At 61.4% G+C, this 21,912-nt stretch carries 19 protein-coding genes; 13 read left to right on the forward strand and 6 right to left on the reverse strand.

What is annotated here, in order from left to right; translation table 11 throughout:
• Window positions 1-232: 232 nt before the first annotated feature.
• The gene (ldtR, locus tag E9677_RS14040) at window positions 233-742 is read right to left on the reverse strand and encodes a transcriptional regulator LdtR (RefSeq protein WP_136558683.1); all 510 of its coding nucleotides are present in this window, start codon (window positions 740-742) and stop codon (window positions 233-235) included.
• Between the two features lie 132 nt (window positions 743-874).
• Window positions 875-1,312 (reverse strand): DUF6163 family protein, encoded by a 438-nt coding sequence (locus E9677_RS14045; protein WP_136558684.1) that lies wholly within the window; start codon window positions 1,310-1,312, stop codon window positions 875-877.
• A gap of 174 nt (window positions 1,313-1,486) precedes the next feature.
• On the opposite strand from E9677_RS14045, the gene hemB reads away from it, so the two are divergent.
• The 3 genes from hemB (at window position 1,487) to E9677_RS14060 (ending at window position 3,912) form a co-directional block, all read left to right on the forward strand.
• Entirely contained in the window at window positions 1,487-2,503 is a 1,017-nt protein-coding gene (gene hemB / locus E9677_RS14050) for a porphobilinogen synthase (protein WP_136558685.1), read from the forward strand.
• Between the two features lie 69 nt (window positions 2,504-2,572).
• Window positions 2,573-3,031 carry an RDD family protein gene (locus E9677_RS14055; RefSeq protein ID WP_136558686.1) on the forward strand — a complete coding sequence of 153 codons (459 nt, stop codon included), beginning with the start codon at window positions 2,573-2,575 and terminating at the stop codon, window positions 3,029-3,031.
• Between the two features lie 119 nt (window positions 3,032-3,150).
• Window positions 3,151-3,912, forward strand: coding sequence for an arginyltransferase (locus tag E9677_RS14060; protein ID WP_136558687.1), 762 nt, complete (start codon window positions 3,151-3,153; stop codon window positions 3,910-3,912).
• 85 nt (window positions 3,913-3,997) lie between these two features.
• On the opposite strand, the gene E9677_RS14065 is transcribed toward E9677_RS14060, so the two are convergent.
• Complete coding sequence (locus E9677_RS14065; RefSeq protein WP_136558688.1) at window positions 3,998-5,041, reverse strand: methyltransferase domain-containing protein; 1,044 nt, start codon at window positions 5,039-5,041, stop codon at window positions 3,998-4,000.
• A 164-nt stretch (window positions 5,042-5,205) separates the two neighbouring features.
• Between E9677_RS14065 and E9677_RS14070 the strand changes: the two genes are divergently transcribed.
• A complete protein-coding gene (locus E9677_RS14070; protein ID WP_136558689.1) occupies window positions 5,206-7,269 on the forward strand; it encodes a putative bifunctional diguanylate cyclase/phosphodiesterase in 2,064 nt (687 codons plus the stop codon).
• A gap of 72 nt (window positions 7,270-7,341) precedes the next feature.
• Here E9677_RS14070 and parC read toward each other — a convergent pair whose 3' ends face one another.
• Entirely contained in the window at window positions 7,342-9,618 is a 2,277-nt protein-coding gene (gene parC, locus E9677_RS14075) for a DNA topoisomerase IV subunit A (RefSeq protein WP_136558691.1), read from the reverse strand.
• 206 nt (window positions 9,619-9,824) lie between these two features.
• On the opposite strand from parC, the gene E9677_RS14080 reads away from it, so the two are divergent.
• A complete protein-coding gene (locus tag E9677_RS14080) occupies window positions 9,825-11,021 on the forward strand; it encodes a hypothetical protein (RefSeq protein WP_136558693.1) in 1,197 nt (398 codons plus the stop codon).
• A 126-nt stretch (window positions 11,022-11,147) separates the two neighbouring features.
• On the opposite strand, the gene aspS is transcribed toward E9677_RS14080, so the two are convergent.
• Window positions 11,148-12,938: an aspartate--tRNA ligase gene (gene aspS, locus E9677_RS14085; RefSeq protein ID WP_136558694.1), complete on the reverse strand. Its 1,791-nt coding sequence runs from the start codon at window positions 12,936-12,938 to the stop codon at window positions 11,148-11,150.
• 391 nt (window positions 12,939-13,329) lie between these two features.
• On the opposite strand from aspS, the gene E9677_RS14090 reads away from it, so the two are divergent.
• The gene (locus E9677_RS14090; protein WP_136558695.1) at window positions 13,330-14,310 is read left to right on the forward strand and encodes a restriction endonuclease; all 981 of its coding nucleotides are present in this window, start codon (window positions 13,330-13,332) and stop codon (window positions 14,308-14,310) included.
• A gap of 75 nt (window positions 14,311-14,385) precedes the next feature.
• Here the strand turns inward: E9677_RS14090 and E9677_RS14095 are convergent, their stop codons facing one another.
• A complete protein-coding gene (locus E9677_RS14095) occupies window positions 14,386-14,994 on the reverse strand; it encodes a TetR/AcrR family transcriptional regulator (protein WP_136558696.1) in 609 nt (202 codons plus the stop codon).
• Window positions 14,995-15,093: 99 nt separating this feature from the next.
• Here E9677_RS14095 and E9677_RS14100 point away from each other — a divergent pair, with 99 nt between their 5' ends.
• From E9677_RS14100 to E9677_RS14130, 7 genes are all read left to right on the forward strand, one after another.
• The gene (locus E9677_RS14100) at window positions 15,094-15,525 is read left to right on the forward strand and encodes an ABA4-like family protein (protein ID WP_136558697.1); all 432 of its coding nucleotides are present in this window, start codon (window positions 15,094-15,096) and stop codon (window positions 15,523-15,525) included.
• Between the two features lie 3 nt (window positions 15,526-15,528).
• Window positions 15,529-16,374 carry a hypothetical protein gene (locus E9677_RS14105; RefSeq protein WP_136558698.1) on the forward strand — a complete coding sequence of 282 codons (846 nt, stop codon included), beginning with the start codon at window positions 15,529-15,531 and terminating at the stop codon, window positions 16,372-16,374.
• A gap of 134 nt (window positions 16,375-16,508) precedes the next feature.
• Entirely contained in the window at window positions 16,509-17,747 is a 1,239-nt protein-coding gene (locus E9677_RS14110; RefSeq protein WP_136558699.1) for an MFS transporter, read from the forward strand.
• Between the two features lie 97 nt (window positions 17,748-17,844).
• The gene (locus E9677_RS14115; RefSeq protein WP_136558700.1) at window positions 17,845-19,254 is read left to right on the forward strand and encodes a multicopper oxidase family protein; all 1,410 of its coding nucleotides are present in this window, start codon (window positions 17,845-17,847) and stop codon (window positions 19,252-19,254) included.
• A 1-nt stretch (window position 19,255) separates the two neighbouring features.
• Complete coding sequence (locus E9677_RS14120; protein ID WP_136558701.1) at window positions 19,256-20,143, forward strand: MBL fold metallo-hydrolase; 888 nt, start codon at window positions 19,256-19,258, stop codon at window positions 20,141-20,143.
• Window positions 20,144-20,258: 115 nt separating this feature from the next.
• On the forward strand, window positions 20,259-21,404 hold the full coding sequence (gene rnd, locus E9677_RS14125) for a ribonuclease D (RefSeq protein WP_136558702.1): 1,146 nt from the start codon (window positions 20,259-20,261) through the stop codon (window positions 21,402-21,404).
• Between the two features lie 3 nt (window positions 21,405-21,407).
• Window positions 21,408-21,905 (forward strand): GNAT family N-acetyltransferase, encoded by a 498-nt coding sequence (locus tag E9677_RS14130; protein ID WP_136558703.1) that lies wholly within the window; start codon window positions 21,408-21,410, stop codon window positions 21,903-21,905.
• Window positions 21,906-21,912 lie beyond the last annotated feature (7 nt).

Raw genomic sequence — 21,912 nt, forward strand, 5'->3', positions numbered from 1 at the left:
CGAGGGCTGAAATGTGCGTTGCGGGGTCGATCGGAGGCTGTCGAGACACCCCCTTTTTCTGTCTCCGGCGGTCCCATATCAATATGGCCAATTCGTGTCACCAAGGGGTTGTGTCACGGGAGTGTGTAGGTTCTCCTGGGTGTCGCGAGGCTTGAAATGCGAAAACCGGACGCTTCGCAGGAAGCATCCGGTTTCGAGCGGTGGATCGCTTGTGGAGGTCGTTCAGGACATCTCAGAGGCGATACATGATGCTATCGTTCCAGAAGCGATCGAGGCGCTGCAGGAGCTTGTTCATCTGGGTGAATTCGTCGGTGCCGATGCCGCCGACCTTCTGGATCGAGCCGATGTGGCGCTCGTAGAGCTTGGCGACGGTTTCGGCGATCTCCTGGCCGGCATCGGTCAGGCTGATACGGACCGAGCGACGGTCGACGCGCGAGCGCTGGTGGTTGATGAAGCCGAGGTCGACGAGCTTCTTGACGTTGTAGGATACGTTCGAGCCCAGGTAGTAGCCACGCGAGCGCAGCTCACCGGCGGTCAGTTCCGAATTGCCGATGTTGAAGAGCAGGAGGGCCTGGACGGCATTGATGTCGGAGCGGCCCTTGCGGTCGAACTCGTCCTTGATGACGTCGAGAAGGCGGCGGTGAAGACGCTCGACGAGGTGGAGGGATTCGAGGTAGAGCGAACGGATCGCTTCTTCCTGCGGGTCGAGAGTGGTCGGCTGCGGCTTGAGCTTGGTGTTCATATCGGTCTGCCTCACTGTTTTGTTTGGCGGTGTTGGTTTTTTCTCCCGCCTTGGTGAGGACCGTATCCAATGCGCATAAAATTCTATTTAAAACGCAGGCTTAACAGAGGCTTACCGAAGCCTCTCATCGTATCAGGGTAAATCAACCGTTATACGCTCCTGCTTGTGTCTCCCTTCGATCCACAACGCCAGGCGGAACAGGAGATAAAGCACGAAGACCGCCGAGTGCATTGTGACCGCAAGCGGGTTGCGACCGAAGACTTCGGGCCAGACGGTGAACATCAGCATCTGACCACCAGCGGCGAGAAGCCACATGACAGGCCCCCAGGAGCCAGCGAGCCAGAGACCGAGGGCCGCCACGGGGAAGACCACGGCGAGGCCGGTGGCCGCCACCCGCCAGGGTGTGGCGAGGAGGTCGAAACGTCCCAGCCCGTCGTGACTGAAGCCGACGAGCAGCGCCCAGTATTGCAGGCCGAACCAGAGGCAGGCGAGCGCCACAATGCGCAGAAATAGGACGAAGATGGTCTCCGTCAGGCTTCGAATGGGCGTGTTCTGCGAATCAGGTTCCATGCGAGCGAGGATAGGCTCGCGGTGAGGGCTTCGCCAGCAGCAGCACTGCCCCCTCCCCTCCTGATCGCGCTTGCATGCTGCGACCCTTTGATCCGGCCGTCATTGCCGCCTTCCGTTTTGCAAGCTTCCGGCATCGTGCTAATCAGCAGCCTGATACAGACGAGGATCAGGCTCATGACGGACAAGACACATCTGGTAGACGCAGTCACCGGTCACCGGCGCATGCGCCGCCTACGCAAGGCAGACTGGCAGCGCCGCATGGTCCAGGAGAACCGTCTGACCGTCGATGACCTGATCTGGCCGATCTTTGTTGTGCCAGGATCGAACATATTGGATCCGATCGCTGCCATGCCCGGCGTTTACCGGATGAGCGTCGACAAGGCTGTTGAAGCCGCAAAAGAAGCCGCCGACCTCGGCATCCCGGCGCTTGCGACCTTCCCCAATGTGGAGATGGCGTTGCGCGACCAGACCGGCTCGGAAGTCCTGAAGAGCAACAACCTCCTCAATCAGGTTACAGCTGCGATCAAGAAGGCGGTTCCGAACATCGGCGTCATCACCGACGTCGCACTCGACCCCTTCACCAGCCATGGCCATGACGGCATTCTCCGGGATGGCGAAATCGTCAACGACGAGACGGTCGACCAGTTGGTGCGGGCGGCGATTGCCCAGGCCGATGCCGGCTCCGACATCATCGCGCCCTCCGACATGATGGACGGCCGGATCGGCGCCATCCGGCGCGGGCTGGATGCCGCGGGACACCAGGATGTCGGCATCATGTCCTATGCGACCAAGTTCGCCTCCTGCTATTATGGTCCCTATCGCGAGGCTATCTCGACGAGCGGGCTGCTGAAGGGTGACAAGAAGAGCTATTACATCGACCCGGCCAATGGCACGGAAGCCGTGCGGGACGCTGCCCTCGATGTCGAGGAAGGTGCCGACATGCTGATGGTGAAGCCGGGCCTGCCCTATCTCGACATCTGCTGGCGCCTGAAGGACGCCTTCGGCTTGCCGGTCTTTGCCTATCAGGTGTCGGGCGAATACAGCCAGATCAAGGCTGCGGCCGCCAATGGCTGGATCGACGGGGAGCGTGCGATGCTGGAGACGCTTCTCTGTTTCAAGCGCGCCGGCTGTGACGGCATTCTCACTTACTTCGCGCCCGAAGTGGCCAGACTTCTCGCGAAACAGGGCTGACCCTCACGGATTATTGTATTCGCCATCGGGCTCCCCATATCTGCAACATAACCGCACAAGGAGCCCGACATGAGCCTCGACAGCAACCCGACCTATGCCGCCCCCGAAGACTGGCGCGCCTATAGCGGCGTGCTTTCGCGGCGTGTCTTCGCCTTCCTGGTCGATTATTTGTTCATCGGTCTCCTCTGGATCCCGGCGGCAGTCGTCGTCTTCTTCCTCGGCGTGCTGACGCTCGGGCTGGGCTGGCTTCTCTATCCGATCCTGTTCTTCGTCGTCGCCGGTCTCTATTTCGGCATGTCGCTCGCCGGTCCCTCCCAGGCGACGCCGGGCATGCGGATGATGGGGATCGCCATGGTCCGCCTCGACGGTCGCAAGATCGACTTCGTAACGGCGATCGCGCATCTGGCGCTGTTCTGGATCCTGAACTCGGTGCTGACGCCGCTGGTGCTGCTGGCTGGCCTCTTCATCGAACGGTCGCGCCTGGTGCATGACCTCCTGCTCGGCACCGCCGCCGCCCGCACCTACTAAGTCTCGAATCTCTTTTCGTGACAATGCACTCCGGCTTTCGTGCCGGAGTGTTGACCTTTTTCATTCTTGCGCCATCCTAGCTCGAACAGGACTGGCTAGAGGATTCTCTTCGGCAGCAGATGAACACGCAGACCTCCCCCTCCCCCCAATTCTATCTGACGGCGCCAGCGCCGTGCCCGTATCTGGCGGGGGAGATGGAACGGAAGGTCTTCACCCACCTCGTCGGTCCGCGCGCCACCGAAATGAACGATCTTCTGACCCAGGGCGGTTTCCGCCGGTCGCAGAACATCGCCTACAGGCCGGCCTGCGAATCCTGCAGGGCCTGTGTCTCCGTCAGAGTTCTCGTGAACGAGTTCGAGATCAGCCGCAGCTTCCGGCGTATCGAGGCCGTCAACAGCGACATCATCGCGACCGTCTTCCCCGCCCAGCCGTCGACAGAACAATTCTCGCTTTTCCGCCAATATCTCGATTATCGCCACCAGAACGGCGGCATGTCGGACATGTCGGCGCTCGACTATGCGATCATGGTGGAAGACAGCCACGTACAGACGCGGGTGATCGAATACCGCCTGCGCACGCCCGGTGACGGGATCTCGCCCCAACCACGCGGCGAACTGATTGCGGTCGCCCTGTCGGACCTGATGAGCGACGGGCTGTCGATGGTCTACTCGTTCTACAATCCCGAAATGGAAAAGCGGTCTCTCGGCACGATGATGGTGCTCGACCATATCCGCCGGGCAAAGGCCCTCGGCCTGCCACATGTCTATCTCGGCTACTGGGTGCAGGGCTCAAAGAAGATGGGCTACAAGACCCGATTTCAGCCGCAGGAGCACCTGATGAGCCAGGGCTGGGCCCGTTTCACCCCCGAAATTGAGGGTTGAACCGCTCGATATTCAGCTACGAACGTCCCGTTTCGGGACAGGCAAGCCCTCCACCGCCTAAATCGCGGCGGAGGGCTGCTTCATTTCAGGACAGTTTGCGAATGATGCCGTAGACAATGTTCTTGTTCTGGCCGAAACGGATCGTGCATTCGACATCCAGGCCTTCGCTAGCCGCACGCATGATCCGCCACATGTCTTCTTCCGAACGCAGCAGCAACGCCCAGTTCATGAAGGTTTCCATGTAGCCGTCGTCGGGTACTTCCTGCGAGAAGTTGGCGAACAGGAAGGTGCCGTTCGGCTTCAGCATCTGCAGGCAACGCTGGGACAGCTTGATCGCCACTTCGTCGGCCAGATAGTCGTAGAGGCCGGCGGCATAGACGAAGTCGAAGGTGCCGAGGGTCTGGGCGCGGGTCAGAACCGTGCGAACGGATCCGTTGACCGCTTCCACCGCCGTGCCGGCGAATTCGCTCGCCACGGCACCGACGCTCAGTGGATCCTGATCGAGCGCGAGCCAACGCTTGATCGTCTTGTCTTTCAGCGCCTGCGACATTGCGCCTTCGCGCAGATGACCCGCAGCAATCGTCAGGATCTCCGCGTCACCACCGCGAGACGACGCGACGTCATCGACGAATTGTGCAAGCAAATCACGCCTTTCGCGAACGGCGACACAGGCCGGCGACTGGCTTGTGAAGGCATGCACCTCCTTGCCCATCGGGCTTGCTGCATCCAGCATCGGCTGCACTGACGGATGGCCATAGATGAAGTCGAGCAAGCCCGCATCGCCCGAATAGCCACGCGGCTTTTCGAAAGACCAACGGGTGAAGGGATCTTCATGGAAGTGGCGTGCAATCGCGTGGGTCTGTGCCACCGGGATCAGCTGTTCCCAGAGCTTGAGGGAGTAGCGGTTGCGCAGACCATGGAGGCCCGTGAGCAGGCGAAGCATGATCTGTCCCACCGGAGTTTTCTGCTCGAATTGCTGCTCTGCCATCCGGAGGTGAAGTGCCAATTCGGCACGCGCTTCCGTGACTTGCTTGTCGCTGACCTCAGACGAAGTCGAGAAGACTTTCGCAGCAATAGAGTCCGGCGTGATCAGGCTCTGCCCATCGAATGCAATCTCCAAATCGCTCACACTTCGCTCCTTTTTCAGTCAAATCTGATATTAATTCTTTGTAAACCATAATCGCAGAAGCCGATAAGTGCACTCCGAATTTAGTCAGACTTTAAAACATAGTTAATACGTGAGCCGCCTAGTGTAGCACGGCGCTCGACGTGCGCGTTGACGATGGAGTCGTGATGGATCGGGTGATCAAGAGCCCAGTACGCGGTTATCGCGACGCAAATTCGCAGATGCAGGCTGCGGCGCGATCCGGCGGGAGCCGGTCTGACCGTCAGGTCTACAGTCCACCGGCAGTCGATGCCAAGACACTGCCCGCCCCTGCCCTGAAGGCACTGTACCAGCTACATCGCAGTTCGACGCAGTTGCGTCAGACTCGGCAAGGGCTCTGGCTCGCCGTTCTTGTATACCTTTTCTTCGGCGTGGCCGATGCGCTGCTCATACCCGATGTCGCGATGCAGACGGTGACTGCACGCTTGGTCGTCGCCGTATCGGCACTCGCGGTGGTGGAAGTCCTGGTCGCCCGAGGCGTCGACCTTCGCTGGGTCGATCTGAGCTGTGCGGCAACGGTCGTCATGGGATATCTCGCCTGGCTGGTCCCTTCGACCCAGACGACTGCGGAAGACGCCTTCCGGTACTATATGCTCTTCGGCACGATCTTCATGATGAGTGCCAACCTGTTCTTCAACCTTGTCTTCCGCTTGTCGGTTCTGACTTCGATCACCATTCTCGTCATATTCCTGATCAGCATGTTTTATGCACCCGCACTCTCGCTCGGTCAGAGCGCGGTGGTCATTCTGTTCTACATTTCGTGTTTCCTGTTCACCTCATATGTGAACTGGAAGCTCAACGAAGAGCGCTACAACGTCTTTCTGAATGCTATCGAGGCTGCACATCAGCACGACGAAGCCGAGAAGCGCGGCGTAGCGCTGGAGCGACTCTCCAATACGGACTACCTGACCGGCATGGAGAACCGTCGCGCCGTCGATCGGCGACTGCGCGACTACTGGACTGACTGGCAGACCGAGGGCAAGGCATTTGCGGCCATCCTCGTCGATGTCGACTTCTTCAAGAAGTACAACGACTTCTACGGTCACCAAGCGGGCGACCGATGCCTCATTCTCGTGGCGAACATTCTCAGTGAAACGCTGAAACCGCTGAATGCCTCGGTCGGCCGCTACGGCGGCGAGGAGTTCATCGTTTTGTCGCGCGTGACAGGCCGCGACCAGGTCATGGCGCTCGGCGAGATCATCCGCAGTGCCGTCGAAGGCCTGCATCTCGTGCATGACCAGAGGCGCGACGGACAGGCTTTCGTCACGGTCAGCGTCGGCGCCTCCTATACCCGTCCGCAAAGTGGACCGAAGCTGGAGCGCATCATCAACGAAGCCGACCGGGCGCTCTATTCCGCCAAGGCAAACGGCCGCAACTGCATCCGTCTCTTCAATCCGAACGACCCGCTGACCAGCGACGACAACGAGAACATCGCGGCCACGCTGCGCATGGCAATCAAGAATGACCTGGTACATCTCGTCTACCAGCCGATCCAGAACCTGAAGACCGGCCGCGTCGAGGCCGTGGAATCGTTGATGCGGATGAAGATGATCGACGGGACACCGCTCTCGCCGGCACAGTTCATTCCGGTCGCCGAACGCACCGGCGCCATTCTCGACCTCGGCCTCTGGGCGATCCGTCGTGCCTGCACCGAGGTGCTGGCAACGGGCGTCGCACCGATGGCGAGCGTCAACGTGTCGGCCATCCAGCTCAAGTCGCGCGGGTTTGCGCTCGCCGTCTCGACCATCCTGGAAGAAACCGGCGTTTCAGGCTCGCAACTCGCCTTCGAGATCACCGAGGGCATCGACATGGAAGGGCAGTCGGATGTCATCCGCTGCATCACCGACCTCCAGGCGCTCGGCATCCGCATCTGGCTCGACGACTTCGGTACCGGCTTTGCCGGGCTTTCCTGGCTGCGCCTCTTCCCCTTCGACACGGTCAAGATCGACCGCTCTTTCCTGCAGGATGCCCGCCGGCCGGCCGGACGCGCCATGCTCGAAGACATCATCCGCCTCATCCGCAATCGCGGCCTGAAGATCCTGATCGAGGGCCTCGAAACCGCTGACCATGTCGAGTTGATGCATGAACTCGGTATCGAACTCGGCCAGGGCTACTATCTCGGCCGCCCGGTGCCGATCGACGAGGTGCGCATCAAGGCCTTCCCACGGCTGGCGAGCGTCAGCGGACGCTGACATCAGGAATAATCGTCCGCACAAAAAAGCCGGCCGCAATGCGACCGGCTTCTTGGTTTCATGTCCGGGGTATTAGCCCGAGAATTTGCCGCTGCGCGGGAAACCCTTCGGGACAAGGCGCCCGGCCGTCGCGCGGTCGCCGAGCCATTCGACCAATTCGTCCTTCGTCTTGGTGAAGGTGCGGCCGGCACTATCGGCCCAGGTCAGACCGTCTGCGATCGCAAAGCACTTCACGTCGGAGATGCCGCCATCCTTGTAGCGCTGCAGGCGCACGCCCTTGCCGCGGGTCATTTCCGGGATCTGGGCGAGTGGGAAAACGACAAGTTTGCGGTTTTCGCCGACCACGGCGAGATGATCGCCGCTCACGGGCACCACGAGCTTGGCCTCATCCGGCATACCGACATTCATCACCTGCTTGCCCTTGCGGGTATTGGCCACGACCTCGCCCTCCGGCACGATGAAGCCGTTACCGGCGGTCGAGACGAGGAGCAGCTTGCGGCTTGCATCGTGCACGAAGGCGGTCAAGACGTCTTGGTCGTTTTCCATATCGACGATGATGCGCAGTGGTTCGCCGTGTCCACGGCCACCCGGCAACTTGTCGCCGCCCAGCGTGTAGACCTTGCCGCCCGTCGTCACGAGCAGGATCTTGTCCGTCGTCTGGGCCGGGAATGCCACCTTCAGCGCATCACCTTCCTTGAAGGTCAGCGCTGATGTGTCCGAGATGTGGCCCTTCAGCGCGCGAATCCAGCCCTTCTCGGAAATGACGACGGTGATCGGCTCTTTCTCGATCATCGCCTGCTGGATCGCCTCGACATCCGCGCTCGGGGCGTCGGAGAAGACGGTGCGGCGGCGGCCGAGTTCGGTCGCCTTGGCGTATTTCTTCTTCACCTCGCCGATTTCCCAGGCGACGGTCTGCCACTGCTTGTCATTGGAGGCGAGCAGGGATTCGATCTCGGCTTTCTCCGCCGACAGCGCATCGTGCTCCTTGCGGATCTCGAATTCCTCGAGCTTGCGCAAATTGCGCAGGCGCATGTTGAGGATGGCTTCGGCCTGGTTGTCGGTCAGATCCCATTTGGCGATCATCACCGGCTTGGGCTCATCCTCCTCGCGGATGATGCGGATCACCTCGTCGAGATTGAGATAGGCAATCAGCAGGCCGCCGAGGATTTCGAGGCGCCGGTCGATGGCCGCCAGGCGGAACTTCGAACGCCGGACGAGGACGTCCTTGCGGTGGGCGAGCCATTCGCTCAGCACCTCGTTGAGCGCCATGACCTTGGGCACCTTGCCCTGGGACAGCACATTCATGTTGAGCGGGATGCGGCTTTCGAGCTCGGTGAGCTTGAACAGCGATTCCATCAGCAGCGTCGCATCGACCGTGCGGCTTTTGGGCACGAGGACCAGGCGCACGTCTTCCGCGCTTTCGTCGCGCACGTCTTCGAGCAACGGCAAGCGGCGAGCAATCAGGAGTTCGGCGATCTTCTCGATCAGGCGCGACTTCTGCACCTGGAACGGGATCTGCGTGACGATGATCTGGTAGCCACCACGGCCCAGGTCCTCGATCTCCCACTTGGCGCGCACCCGGAAGCCGCCGCGACCGGTACGGTAGGTCTCGAGCATCGAGGCCCGGCTCTCGACGATCACGCCGCCGGTCGGGAAGTCGGGTCCCTCGATGCCGCCGCGCTCCGGATGGGCAGGATCGGCAAACAGCTCCTCGACGGTGGCGCCTGGGTTCTTGATCAGATGGAGCGCTGCATCGCACAGTTCGTGGGCATTATGCGGCGGGATAGACGTCGCCATGCCGACGGCGATGCCGGTGGCACCATTTGCGAGAAGGTTCGGGAAGGCGCCCGGAAGCACCGTCGGTTCGTCGTCTTCCTCGTTGTAGGTCGGGCGGAAGTCGACGGCGTCCTGGTCGATGCCTTCGAGCAGAAGGGCTGCGACATCGGTCATGCGGGCTTCGGTGTAACGATAGGCGGCCGCACTGTCGCCGTCGATATTGCCGAAGTTCCCCTGCCCGTCCACAACAGGATAACGCTGGGAGAAATCCTGCGCGAGGCGGACCAGCGCGTCATAGACCGACTGGTCGCCATGCGGGTGGAACTTACCGATGACGTCACCGACGATACGGGCGCATTTCTTGAAGGCCGAGTTCGGCCGGATGCCCATTTCGCTCATCGCGTGGATGATGCGGCGATGCACCGGCTTCAGTCCGTCACGGACGTCCGGCAGCGCGCGATGCATGATCGTCGACAAGGCATAGGCGAGATAGCGCTCTTCGAGCGCCGCCTTCAGGTCGACCGGAAGAATGTGATCGCCACCCTCATCGGGCGGAAGCTGATTTGTCCCCATGGGTCTCACCTATCGGAGAAGACCCGCAACGGCAAGGAAACCGGGGATTCTGCCTGTGGATTAAGGGGCTGTGACCGTCATCACGCCACATTCACTCGGCACCGGTCTATGGCGAAAAGCGGTGGACGTTTTTTCAATCCCCCTTATAAATATCGCCGACCTTTTGGGCACGCCATGCGCGGCCAACAGCAACAGAGGACCTCGTCATGACCTTGTACCGTTCCACCCGAATTCTGCTCGCGGGCGCCGCGCTTTGCGCGTTCACTGGCCCGGCGCTTGCGCTGGACGGACAGGATTTGCTCAAGAAGATCAATGCCTCCTTCGCCACCGGCGGCACGAGCATCACGGCAGACAGCATCGAAGTCGACGGCTCGGACGTCATCCTCAAGGGTCTCAAGCTCGGCGTCGAGGGCCCGGCGGCTGAAAAGCCCCTCGCACTCGAGGAGCTGACGCTCCAAGGCGTCAGCGAGGAAGATGACGGCTCCTACTATATCGAGCGCGTAGAATTCCCCGAGGTCAACGTCACCGAGGAGAAGTCCACCTTCAAGGTCCAGGATCTCTACCTTTCCGGCGTCTATGTGCCCGGCGACGCCAATGCCGAGGGCATTGATTCGCTGATGTTCTACGAAGAAGCTCATAGCGGCCCGGTCGACGTCACCGTTGACGGGAAGCCCGTCTTCTCGATGGCGGAAGCCGTCGGCACAATGGGCCTTTCTGAGGATGAGAGCACGATCACCTTCGAGGGAACGGTGACCGGCGTGAAGGCCGACCTCAGCACCGTCGAAGATCCGAAGGCCAAGGAGACGATCGCAGCACTCGGCCTCACCAGCCTCGACGGCAACATGAACATGTCCGGTAGCTGGGAAGTCGAAAGCGGCACGATCGATATCGAAGACTACTCCATCGATTTCGCCAATGTCGGCAAGCTCAGCCTCGCCTTCTCCATGTCCGGCTACACGCTCGATCTCGTCAAGCAGATGCAGGAACAGGCCCGCATGATGCAGGCACAGCCGCAGAACGAACAGGCTCAGCAGGCCGCCGGCCTCGCGATGCTCGGCCTTGTCCAGCAGATGTCGCTGGTCGATGCGCAGATCCGCTTCGAGGATGCCGGGATCACCAAGCGCGGTCTGGACTATGCCGGCAAGAGCCAGGGTGCAGACGGCGCGACGATGGGGCAGATGGTCAAGGGCATGGTGCCGCTGCTGCTCGCTCAGGCCAAGCTCGGTGCGCTGCAGAACGAGGTGTCGGCTGCCGTCAACGCCTATATCGACGATCCGAAGGCGCTGACCATCGCGGCAGCTCCCGCCAACCCGATTGCCTTCCCGATGATCATGGGTGCGGCCATGGGCGCGCCGGAGACGATCCCCAGCCTGATCGGACTGAAGGTCACCGCGAACGACTGATCGCCTCTTCGGTCACGATACGAGCCCGGCCCGCGAAAGCAGCCGGGCTTTTTTCATGTCCTGAGACAAAACGAAAAAGGCCGGGATCGCTCCCGGCCTTGGTCATATCCAAATCCCTTAGGTGGATCAGTCCTTCTTCGGCTGCGGTACGACGCGCAGCGACAGATCGCGCAGCTGCGCGGGCGTGGCCGGCGACGGTGCGTTCATCAGAAGGTCCTGAGCCTGCTGGTTCATCGGGAAGATCGAGATCTCGCGCAGGTTCTTCGCACCGACGAGCAGCATCACCACGCGGTCGATACCGAAGGCGCAGCCGCCATGCGGAGGGGCGCCGTACTGGAAGGCGCGGTACATGCCGCCGAAGCGTTCCTCGACGTCGTCCTTCGACAGGCCGACCTTCTCGAAGGCCTTGACCATCAGTTCCGGCGACTGGTTACGGATCGAGCCCGAGGCGATTTCGAAGCCGTTGCAGACCGCGTCATACTGATAGGCCTTGAGCGATAGCGGATCCTGGCTTTCAAGCGCTTCCAGACCACCCTGCGGCATCGAGAAGGGGTTATGGGCGAAGTCGATCTTCTTTTCTTCCTCGTTGTATTCGTAGAACGGGAAGTCGACGATCCAGCACATTTCGAAGCGGTCGCGATCGACGAGGTTCAATTCCTCGCCGGCGCGGGTGCGGGCTTCACCGGCAAACTTGTAGAACTTGGCCGGGTCGCCGGCGACGAAGAAAGCGGCGTCGCCCGGCTCGAGGCCGAGCTGCTGGCGGATCGCTTCGGTGCGCTCTTCGCCGATGTTCTTGGCGAGCGGGCCAGAGCCGGCGATCTTGCCGTCCTCTTCCTTCCAGAAGATATAGCCAAGGCCCGGCTGGCCGGTGCCCTGTGCCCAGGCATTCATCCGATCGCAGAATGCGCGCGAACCGCCGGTCTTGGCCGGGATCGCCCAGATCTCGACCTTCGGGTTGGACGCGATCATGCCGGCGAAGACCTTGAAGCCGGAATCACGGAAATGGTCGGTGACGCCTTCCATGACGATCGGGTTGCGCAGATCCGGCTTGTCGGAGCCATATTTGCGGATCGCGACGTCGTAAGGGATACGCGGCCATTCCTTGGTGACCGGCTTGCCTTCGGCGAACTGCTCGAAGACTTCAGTCATCATCGGCTCCATCGTCGCCCAGACATCTTCCTGGGTGACGAAGCTCATCTCGACGTCGAGCTGGTAGAATTCGCCGGGCAGACGGTCGGCGCGCGGGTCTTCGTCGCGGAAGCAGGGCGCGATCTGGAAATAGCGGTCGAAGCCGGCGACCATAAGCAACTGCTTGTACTGCTGCGGCGCCTGGGGCAGCGCGAAGAACTTGCCTTCATGGATGCGGCTCGGCACCAGGAAGTCGCGCGCGCCTTCCGGCGACGAGGCCGTCAGGATCGGGGTCGAATATTCGGCAAAACCGGCAGCGGCCATGCCTGTGCGCATCGACGAGATGATCTGGGTCCGCTTGACGATGTTCTTGTGCAGCGTTTCGCGGCGCAGGTCGATGAAGCGATACTTCAGGCGCACGTCTTCCGGATAGTCAGGCTCGCCGAAGACCGGCAGGGGCAGTTCCTTGGCGGCCGAGAGAACCTCGATCTCCTGGGCGTAGAGCTCGATCTCGCCGGTTGCCATGGCCTTGTTGGTGGTCTCTTCCGAACGGGCCTTGACCAGGCCGTCGATGCGGATGACCCATTCGCCACGCACGGTCTCGGCCAGCTTGAAGGCCGGGCTATCGGGATCGGCCACGACCTGGGTAATGCCGTAATGGTCGCGCAGGTCGATGAAGAGCACGCCGCCATGGTCACGGACACGATGGACCCAGCCCGAGAGGCGGACGGTCTGACCGACGTCGGACTTGCGAAGAGCGGCACAGGTGTGGCTGCGGTAACGATGCATGATGTCGTGCTTTCCTGGACTGGTAGACGGCTGGCGGGCACAAGAATCCGGCACACGGCCAGCCGATAGAAAATCGGGCGGAAAAGCGCATGGTGCGCCTGATTTGTCAAGGCTGGAGGCGTTGGGCGTGGGTTCGTGTGGATTTGGCGGGAGGGGCCGAGAGCAGATCACCCGGTCCAAAGGCCAGGATGAGATAACTGCCATACCGCGGCGGCGCCCTCTATAGCCCCGCCCGAACCCAATGCGAACATTTGCGCTCGGGATAGGCCTTGGTCGATGTCATCCACAGCCGCATCAAGCCTCACAATTAGGTAAGCCGGTGAACGAATTGCCATATAATTTGGTAGACCGTGTATTATCATAGTCTTTATGAATCGGTGCGGGAAATGGGATGCAGTTTAAAACCAGGAATATGCGCGCGCTAGCGGAGTGCGTCATAGGGGATGCGAAGCATTTTCCTTACCGCTCCAGCTTCTACATCAGCGAGTTTTTCGAGGACTGCGACTTACCATTTCGGCACGACGGCTCCACTCGGGTGATTTGGGCAACCGAAAGGCTCACGGAATTATTAGCCGAGCCGTCGACCCGGCCGAACGCCTTACCGCCTAGATTCGTCCACCTGTTTAGGACATTAATGGATCGTTCCGAGGCTGTTGATAGTGACCCTGATCGGGCATTGGCGCTCGAGGAACTCAATGCGCCTCTACGGAAGGAGGGTTACGAAGCCTACTTCGATGAGGGGGCAACGCTTCAGTTCCGGCACATCAAGACCAATAAGGTCACGGAGGTCTCGAACCCGCACCGACCGTTCGCGCCCGAAGAAATAAAGAAGCGGACGCAATTGTCGGACTACCTAGACAAATGCAGCGAGGACGAATTGATCGAGGAGATCCTGCTGCCCATGTTCCGGCAGCTAGGCTACCATCGCATAACCGCAGCCGGTCACGCGGACAAACAGCTTGAGTACGGCAAGGACCTTTGGATGCGTTTCACGTTGCCGACGATGCACGTGATCTACTTCGGCATACAAGCGAAAAAGGGCAAGCTCGATTCATCGGGCGTCACTAAAACTGGCAACGCCAACATCGCAGAAATCTACAACCAGGTCTCAATGATGATTGGTCACGAGATATTCGATCCAGAGCTTAACCGGCGCGTCCTTGTCGATCATGCCTTCATCGTGGCAGGCGGTGAAATCACCAAGCAGGCGCGAAATTGGCTCGGCGGCAAGCTGGATCAAAGCAAGCGAGCTCAGATCCTCTTCATGGACCGTGAGGACATTCTTAATCTTTTCGTCGTCACCAACATCCCACTCCCAGCAGATGCCGTGCCTAAGGTCCGATTCGAGCCAACGGACGACATACCGTTTTAGGCGCGAGGTTCAGATCGGATTATTAAAACCAAATTCCGACCCCAGTGCGGACGGTCACCGACTCAACTATTCCCCTCACTCCGGCAAAAGCACACTCGCCAGATCCAGCGGCGCGACAAACGGCTCGCAGCCGGTGCCGCCATCGCCCTCCGGTGGCAGCTTGCCGTCGATCATCAGATGCGCATGGCCGTGGATCTGCGACCAGACGAGTTGCTCGACGGCCGCCCTGCCCTCCGGCGTGTCCAGCTTCATGCGCTTTGCCACCGGCCACGAGATCTCCTCGAGAACGGCATGGGCGGCGTTGGCGGGCGGGCCGATGGCCGGGTCGTCCCAGTCGAGGCGGTTGGCGGTGAACATCAGGCGGAAGAGATGTGGGCGGGACCTGGCAAAGTTCAGATAGCCGCGGGAGGCAGCCCGTAGCTGCTCTGCCGGATCATCAGGGGCTGCCGCCATGGCCTCCCGCATCGAGGCGGCAAACAGCCTGAAGCCTTCGACGGCAAAGGCGGTCATCAGGTGCCGCAGGGTCGGGAAATGATGCTCGGGTGCCGCATGGGACACGCCAACCCGGGCGGCGAGCTTGCGGAGCGTCAGGCCCTCCAGGCCCTGCTCCTCGAGCATGTCGAGCCCGGTGCCGATCAGCGCCTGGCGCAGGTCGCCATGGTGATAGGATTTCTGTCTTGCCATGCCCCTTCATAACCGCTGGAAACCACCTCGTCAAAATCAATCTTGACATTGCCAAGTTATCCCGCATGCTTATCTTGTCACCGCCAAGATGAGGCTCCCATGTCGCCCGATACCGTGTTTTCGATTACCAGCAGCACCGCCATGGCCGGCTGGTTGCTGCTCATCCTCGCGCCGCGCTGGGCAGCCCTCATCGGCTTCATTCGTTTCGGGCTGATCGGGGCGCTGTCGCTCACCTATGCCGTGCTCATCCTCGTCTATTTCTTCCGCGTCGAGGGCGGCGGGTTTGGCTCGATTGCCGAGGTGCGGGCGCTCTTCATGAGCGATCCGGTGCTGGTCGCCGGCTGGGTGCATTACCTCGCCTTCGATCTCTTCATCGGCACCTGGATTGCCGTCGAGGCCGACAAGCGCGGCTACAATCGCCTGCTGCAGGCGCCGATGCTGGTGGCGACCTTCATGTTCGGCCCGGTGGGCCTCCTCCTATTTTATCTCACCCGCGCGACGGAAGCCGCGCTCAGCCCCCGAAAGGCCTGACCGATGACCATGCTCTTCAACGACAGTGTTGCGCTCGCGCCATCGCCGGATCTCGCTGCTGCCGAACAAAGAACCCGCCGCCTGTTGAGTGTCGGTATCGGATTGCAGGTTGCCCTCGCCGTCCCGAGCCTGATCGCACTCGGGATCGACGATCGCCTGCTCAACGACATCAGCGTGTGGAGCAAGCCGTTGAAGTTCCAGGCCTCGCTGATCCTGATGCTGGCGACGCTGCTCTTTCTTCTGCCGCTGATCGAAGCACGGACCCGCGCCGGGCGCGGCGTCTGGCTCGCAAGTCTCGTCGCCGTGATCACGGCGAGCGGCGAGATCCTCTACATCACCCTGCAGGCCGCCCGGGGCCGAGCCTCGCATTTCAACGACAGCACGCCTGTCGAGGCGATGGCCTACAGCGTGATGGGTGCGGGGGCCGCCCTTCTCGTCCTGTCGAGCCTGGTGACCGGGGTCTATATCCTGCTCCGGCCGCGACCCGGCGCACCGACCGCTTTGCGGCTCGGCGGCGGCTGGGGCCTCGTTCTGGGCAGCGTCGCGACACTGTTCACCGCCTTTGCTCTCGGCAGCGGCGCGATCGACGGGCCCGGCCACTGGGTCGGCGGCATCAAGTCGGATGTCGGCGGCTTGCCGCTGTTCGGCTGGTCGCGAACCGGCGGCGATCTGCGCGTGCCGCATTTCTTTGCCACCCACATCATGCAGGCATTGCCGATCCTGGGCCTCGGTCTCGACAGGTTCGCGCCGCGCTTCGCCAGACCCGGCATCGCGCTCGGCGCGCTGGTCTCGCTCGCCGTCGTTGGCGCAACCTTCATCCAGGCCGTGCAGGGGCAACCCTTCCTCTGACGTTAAAATCTGGGCGCGTGGCGGCAGGCTTGGATTTTAGTCTGTCGCCGCTCGCCAAACAGGTCTAGGAATTCGGACCTGCCACGGCACCGACTCAAAAACCACACGCCCTCGCCGCGGCCCGCAGGCCCTTCATGCATGACATCCGCCCCCTCATCCCGCTTCTCATCACCGCCGGCATCCTGATCGGCGGCAACGGATTGCAGGGCACCTTCATCGCGCTGCGCGGCATCGAGGAAGGCTTCAGCACCTCCGTGATCGGCATGGTGGGGGCGGGCTATTTCATCGGCTTCGTGTTCGGCTGCGTTTACATCACCAAGATCATGCGGGCGATCGGGCATATCAGAGCCTTTTCGGCACTTGCCGCCATCGCATCCGCCGCCTCGATCATGATGGTGCTGGTGATCGATCCGATCTCCTGGTTCTTGATGCGTCTCGTGCAGGGCGTCTGTTTTGCCGGCTTGTTTGCCGTCGTCGAAAGCTGGCTGAACGCCCGCGTCACCAATGCCACCCGGGCGCGCACGCTCTCCGTCTACCGTTTCGTCGATCTCGGCTCGGTGACAGCGGCGCAGTACATGATCCCGCTCTTCGGGGTCTCCGGCATCGATCTCTTCGCCATCATCGCCATGGCGCTCTCGCTGTCGCTGGTGCCGATCTCGTTTGCCGACAAGACGAGCCCCGCGCCGCCGAGGGACGTGAAGTTCGACATCAAGGTGCTCTGGTCGGTCTCGCCGCTCGCCACCGTCGGCTGCATCGTCATCGGGCTCACCAATTCAAGCTTCCGCTCGCTCGGGCCGATCTATGCCGATGGCATCGGCCTGTCGGTGACCTCAATCGCCACCTTCATGAGCATCGGCATCTTCGCCGGCATCGTGCTGCAATATCCGCTCGGCCATTATTCCGACAAGCTGGATCGCCGCGTGATCATCCTCGTCTCGACGATCGGGGCCTTGCTCGCCTCGATCTTCCTCGCCTTCCTGGCGGGCGAGAGCGAAATCGCCAATTTCATCGGCATCTTCGCCTTCGGGGCCTTCGCCATGCCGCTTTATTCGCTGTGCTCGGCCCATGCGAACGACCACGCAGCACCCGGTCAGCATGCGCTGATTTCGGCTGGTACCCTGTTTTTCTGGTCGATCGGCGCGGTCGTTGGACCACTCTTCGCCTCCTTCCTCATGGAGGCCTTCGGGCCGCACGCGCTGTTTGCCTATGTGATCGTGGTGCTGACCTTCTTCGCTGCCTATACGCTCGCCCGCATCCGGGCACGCGATGCGGTGCCGACCGAAAAGCGGCGCATGCGCTTCCGCAGCCTGCTGCGCACCTCGGCCTTCTTCAGCAAGCTCGCGACACCGCCGAACGAGAAGGACGGCGGTTGATCCGCCCGGTCTTGGCTGCGACAGCATGGCCAATCGCAACTATTGCTGATCTGAAGCCTCAACTTTAAGAGGGATGTGACCAGCGAGAGTTTCGACCGTGACCTTTGTTTCCAGACGCACCCTTCTCAAATCCGCCGCCGTTCTGGGCGCCTACGGCACCGGCCTCGCGGTGATGCCGCGTCTCAGCCAGGCGCTCACTGCCACTGACCCCATCGAGATCGAGGCTCTGACCGGCGATGTGCCTCTCGACGGCAAGCAGGCGACGCGTGGGGTGATGCGCTACGGGCTTGCCGGCCAGCCATCCACCGATCCCTCGCCCCCGATCCTGCGTGCCAAACGCGGGGAGACGTTCAAGGCACAGCTCATCAACCGGCTCGACGAGCCGACCACGATCCACTGGCACGGCATCCGCCTGCCGAACGATCAGGACGGCGTGCCCTTCGTCACCCAGCCTTACGTTTATACCGGCGACCGGTTCGACTACGCCTTCTCGCCACCGGATGCGGGGACCTTCTGGTATCACCCGCATTGCAACACACTGACGCAGATGGGCCGCGGGCTGGCCGGCGTGCTGGTGGTCGAAGATGACAGGGACCCCGTCTTCGACGGCGAGGTAGTGCTGAATCTCAGGGATTTCCGGCTCGGCAGCGACAGCCAGTTCATCGAACAGTTCAAGCCGCGCGATGCGGCGAAGACCGGCACGTTCGGAACGCTGCGCACCGCCAACTGGCAACCTGAGCCGCGCTATGACGTGCCCACCGGTGGACTGGTGCGACTGCGCATCGTCGCCACCGACGTTACGCGCATCTACAATCTGCGGCTTAATGGAGCCGAGGCGCAGATCATCGCGATCGACGGGCATCCGGTGCCGGAGCGCAGGGCGCTCGACATGGCCGTCGTCTCGCCCGGGCAGCGACTGGATCTCGCGGTTCGTATCGCCGACAGCGAAGGTGCGGAGATGGTGCTGGAGGATATCAGGCCCTCGACGCCGAAGGTGGTGGCGCGGTTCAGGGCGGTCGGTTCATCGCTCAAGCGCAATCTCGGGGATCTCGGGCCTCTTGCAGTAAACGCGGGCGTAGAGGCCGATCTTTCCAACGCGACAGAAATCCCGCTGCTGCTCAGCGCCACCGCAGAGAACTCGGCACGCGATTCGATCTGCGGCTCTATCGGTTATTCCTTCTGGGCGATCAACAAGGTGCCCTATCCGGGCGACACGCCCGATCCGACCGCACCGATCGCGGACCTGAAGTTGGGTCAAACCTATCTGCTCAATGTCGAGAACGTGACGCCCCATGCGCATCCCATCCATCTGCATGGCATGAACTTCAAGGCCATCTCTTCGAACAAGCGAGAAGTCCAGCCGCTCGTCTCGGATACCTACCTTGTGCTGCCGGATGAAAAGGTCCAGCTTGCGCTGGTGGCCGACAATCTGGGTGATTGGGTCTTCCATTGCCACATCATCGAACACCAGAAGACCGGCATGACCGGCTATTTCAAAGTGACATGACATGAGCCTTGCCGAGACGATGCGCATCCTCCAACCCTATCCTGATATCTTTGCCTATTACGATGGACGCATCCCCGGCAAACGCCTGCATTCGGAAAAACCCAACTGGCTGGACGACGGCGCTTACGGTCTCGGCGTTGCGAGCTATGCGATCGTCTCGGGAACCGAGGCGCTGGTCTATGACACGCATATTTCCTTCGACCATGCGCGCGCCATCCGCAGCCATCTCTCCAGCCTCGGCGTCACCAGCATCCGGGTCGTGCTCAGCCACTGGCATACCGACCATGTCGCGGGAAATGCGGGCTTCCTCGACTGCCCGATCCTGTCGAACAAGCTGACGCGCGACACGCTGATCGAAAAGCGCAAGGTGCTCGTCGCCAAGGACCCGCCGATCAATCCGGTCGTCATGCCGACCGAGACCTTTGACGGCGAGATGACACTGGAGGTCGGCGACATCACGGTAAAGCTGATGCAGTTCGACATTCACAGCGCCGACGGCACCATTCTCCTGCTGCCACATCTCGGCGTGCTGCTGGCCGGCGACACGCTCGAAGACAGCGTCACCTATATCTCCGAGCCCGATAACACGGCACGTCATATCGCCGAACTCGACCGACTGGCGAAGCTCGACTTCACCAGCATCCTGCCCAATCATGGCGACGAGCAGGTGATCGCATCCGGCGGCTATCCGCCGTCGCTGGTGACCGCCACGCGCGACTATCTCACGCGGCTGGTCTTGCGTCTCGACGAACCCGGACTGTCGGACGAGAGCCTCGAGAGCTTCATAGCGCCAGAACTTGCCGCGGGAACCCTCACCTACTTTGCACCTTACGAGGCCGTCCACGGCCAGAACATCGCGGCTCTCAGGGGTGCCAAACCCGACGAATAAGGGGACATTGGCCCTGCGATGCCCGCTGCGGTCTGCTTTCCCGGCCGTTCATATTGACAAGCAAGGCCAGAAGGGAAACTAAGGTTGATCCTGTAGTTTCCATGACCGAGCCGAAATGATCGATACCACTGCCGCGCTTGAAGAGGCCTGCCGCCTCCTCGCTCAATCCGATTTCATCACGATCGACACGGAATTTCTCCGCGAAACGACCTTCTGGCCGGAACTCTGCCTTATCCAGATGGCGAGCCCGGAGCATGAATACATCGTCGACCCGATGGCCAAGGGCATCGACCTCAAGCCCTTCTTCGAGCTGATGGCCAATTCGGCGGTGGTGAAGGTCTTTCATGCGGCCCGCCAGGACATCGAAATCATCTTCCATCTCGGCGATCTTCTGCCGCATCCAATCTTCGATACGCAGGTTGCGGCGATGGTCTGCGGCTTCGGCGACTCGGTCTCCTACGACCAGCTCGTACAGAAGATTAAAAACGTCCATATCGACAAGACTTCCCGCTTCACCGACTGGAGCCGCCGTCCGCTATCGGAAAAACAGCTCGATTATGCGCTGGCCGACGTCACCCATCTGCGCGACGTCTATCTGAAGCTGAAAGGCCAGCTGGACGCCGAAGGCCGGGCGGAATGGCTGACCGAAGAGATGGCGATCCTCGAATCCCGCGAGACCTACGATCTGCCGCCGGAACAGGCCTGGCAGCGGCTGAAGATGCGGCTGCGCAAGCCGACGGAACTTGCCGTCATGCAGTATGTCGCCGCCTGGCGCGAGCGCGAGGCTCGCTCGCGCAACGTGCCGCGCTCGCGCGTGTTGAAGGACGATGCGATCTACGAAATCGCCCAGCAGCAGCCGAAGGATACCGAAGCTCTCGGGCGCCTGCGCACCATCCCCAAGGGCTGGGAGCGGTCCAGCTCGGGCGCTGCCATCCTCGAACAGGTCAATACGGCGCTCGCACTTCCTAAGTCCGAGATGCCGCATCTGGAGCGCCACGCCCATGCGCCTGAGGGCACCCAGTCGGCCGTCGAGCTGCTCAAGGTTCTGCTGCGCCTCACCTCTGAAAAGCATGGAGTCGCCTCCAAGGTCATCGCCAACAGCGACGATCTGGAAAAGATCGCGGCCGAAGGCGAAAAGGCCCAGGTGGCAGCACTTCAGGGCTGGCGCAAGGAGCTGTTCGGCGACCTGGCGCTCAAGCTGATCTCCGGCGGCGTCGGCCTGCGCTTCGTCGACAAGCGCGTCGAAGCAGTGGAGTTCTGATCCGTGCCGGCGCTTTCCCTGCGCCGCGCAACGGAGGCCGATATCCCGTTCATCATGGAGACCGAGCGCAAGCCGGGCTATGACCAGTTCATCGGACGCTATGACGTTGACGAACACATGGCGCAGCTTGCGAACCCCTCGTTTGCGTACCTGATCGGCGAGGATGACGATGGCCAATCGCTTGGCTTCGTCATCCTGATGGATCTCAAACGGCGCGACGGCAATGCCTGCGTCAAGCGCATCGCGGTTGCCAGCCCGGAAAAGGGTGTCGGCACAGCACTGCTGGCGGGCGCCGTCGACTTTGCCTTTCTCGAAACCAATGCCCATCGCCTCTGGCTCGACGTTGTGAGCGGCAATCTCCGGGCACAGGCCGTCTACCGTAAAATCGGCTTCATCCAGGAAGGCGTGATGCGCGAGGCAGCGCTTCTGCCCGACGGCAGCCGCTCAGATTTCCTCCTGATGTCCATTCTCCGCCGCGAATGGGCGGCGCGGCGCGGCTGAGGACACC

Source organism: Peteryoungia rhizophila (assembly GCF_004912145.1).
GTDB lineage: Bacteria > Pseudomonadota > Alphaproteobacteria > Rhizobiales > Rhizobiaceae > Allorhizobium > Allorhizobium rhizophilum.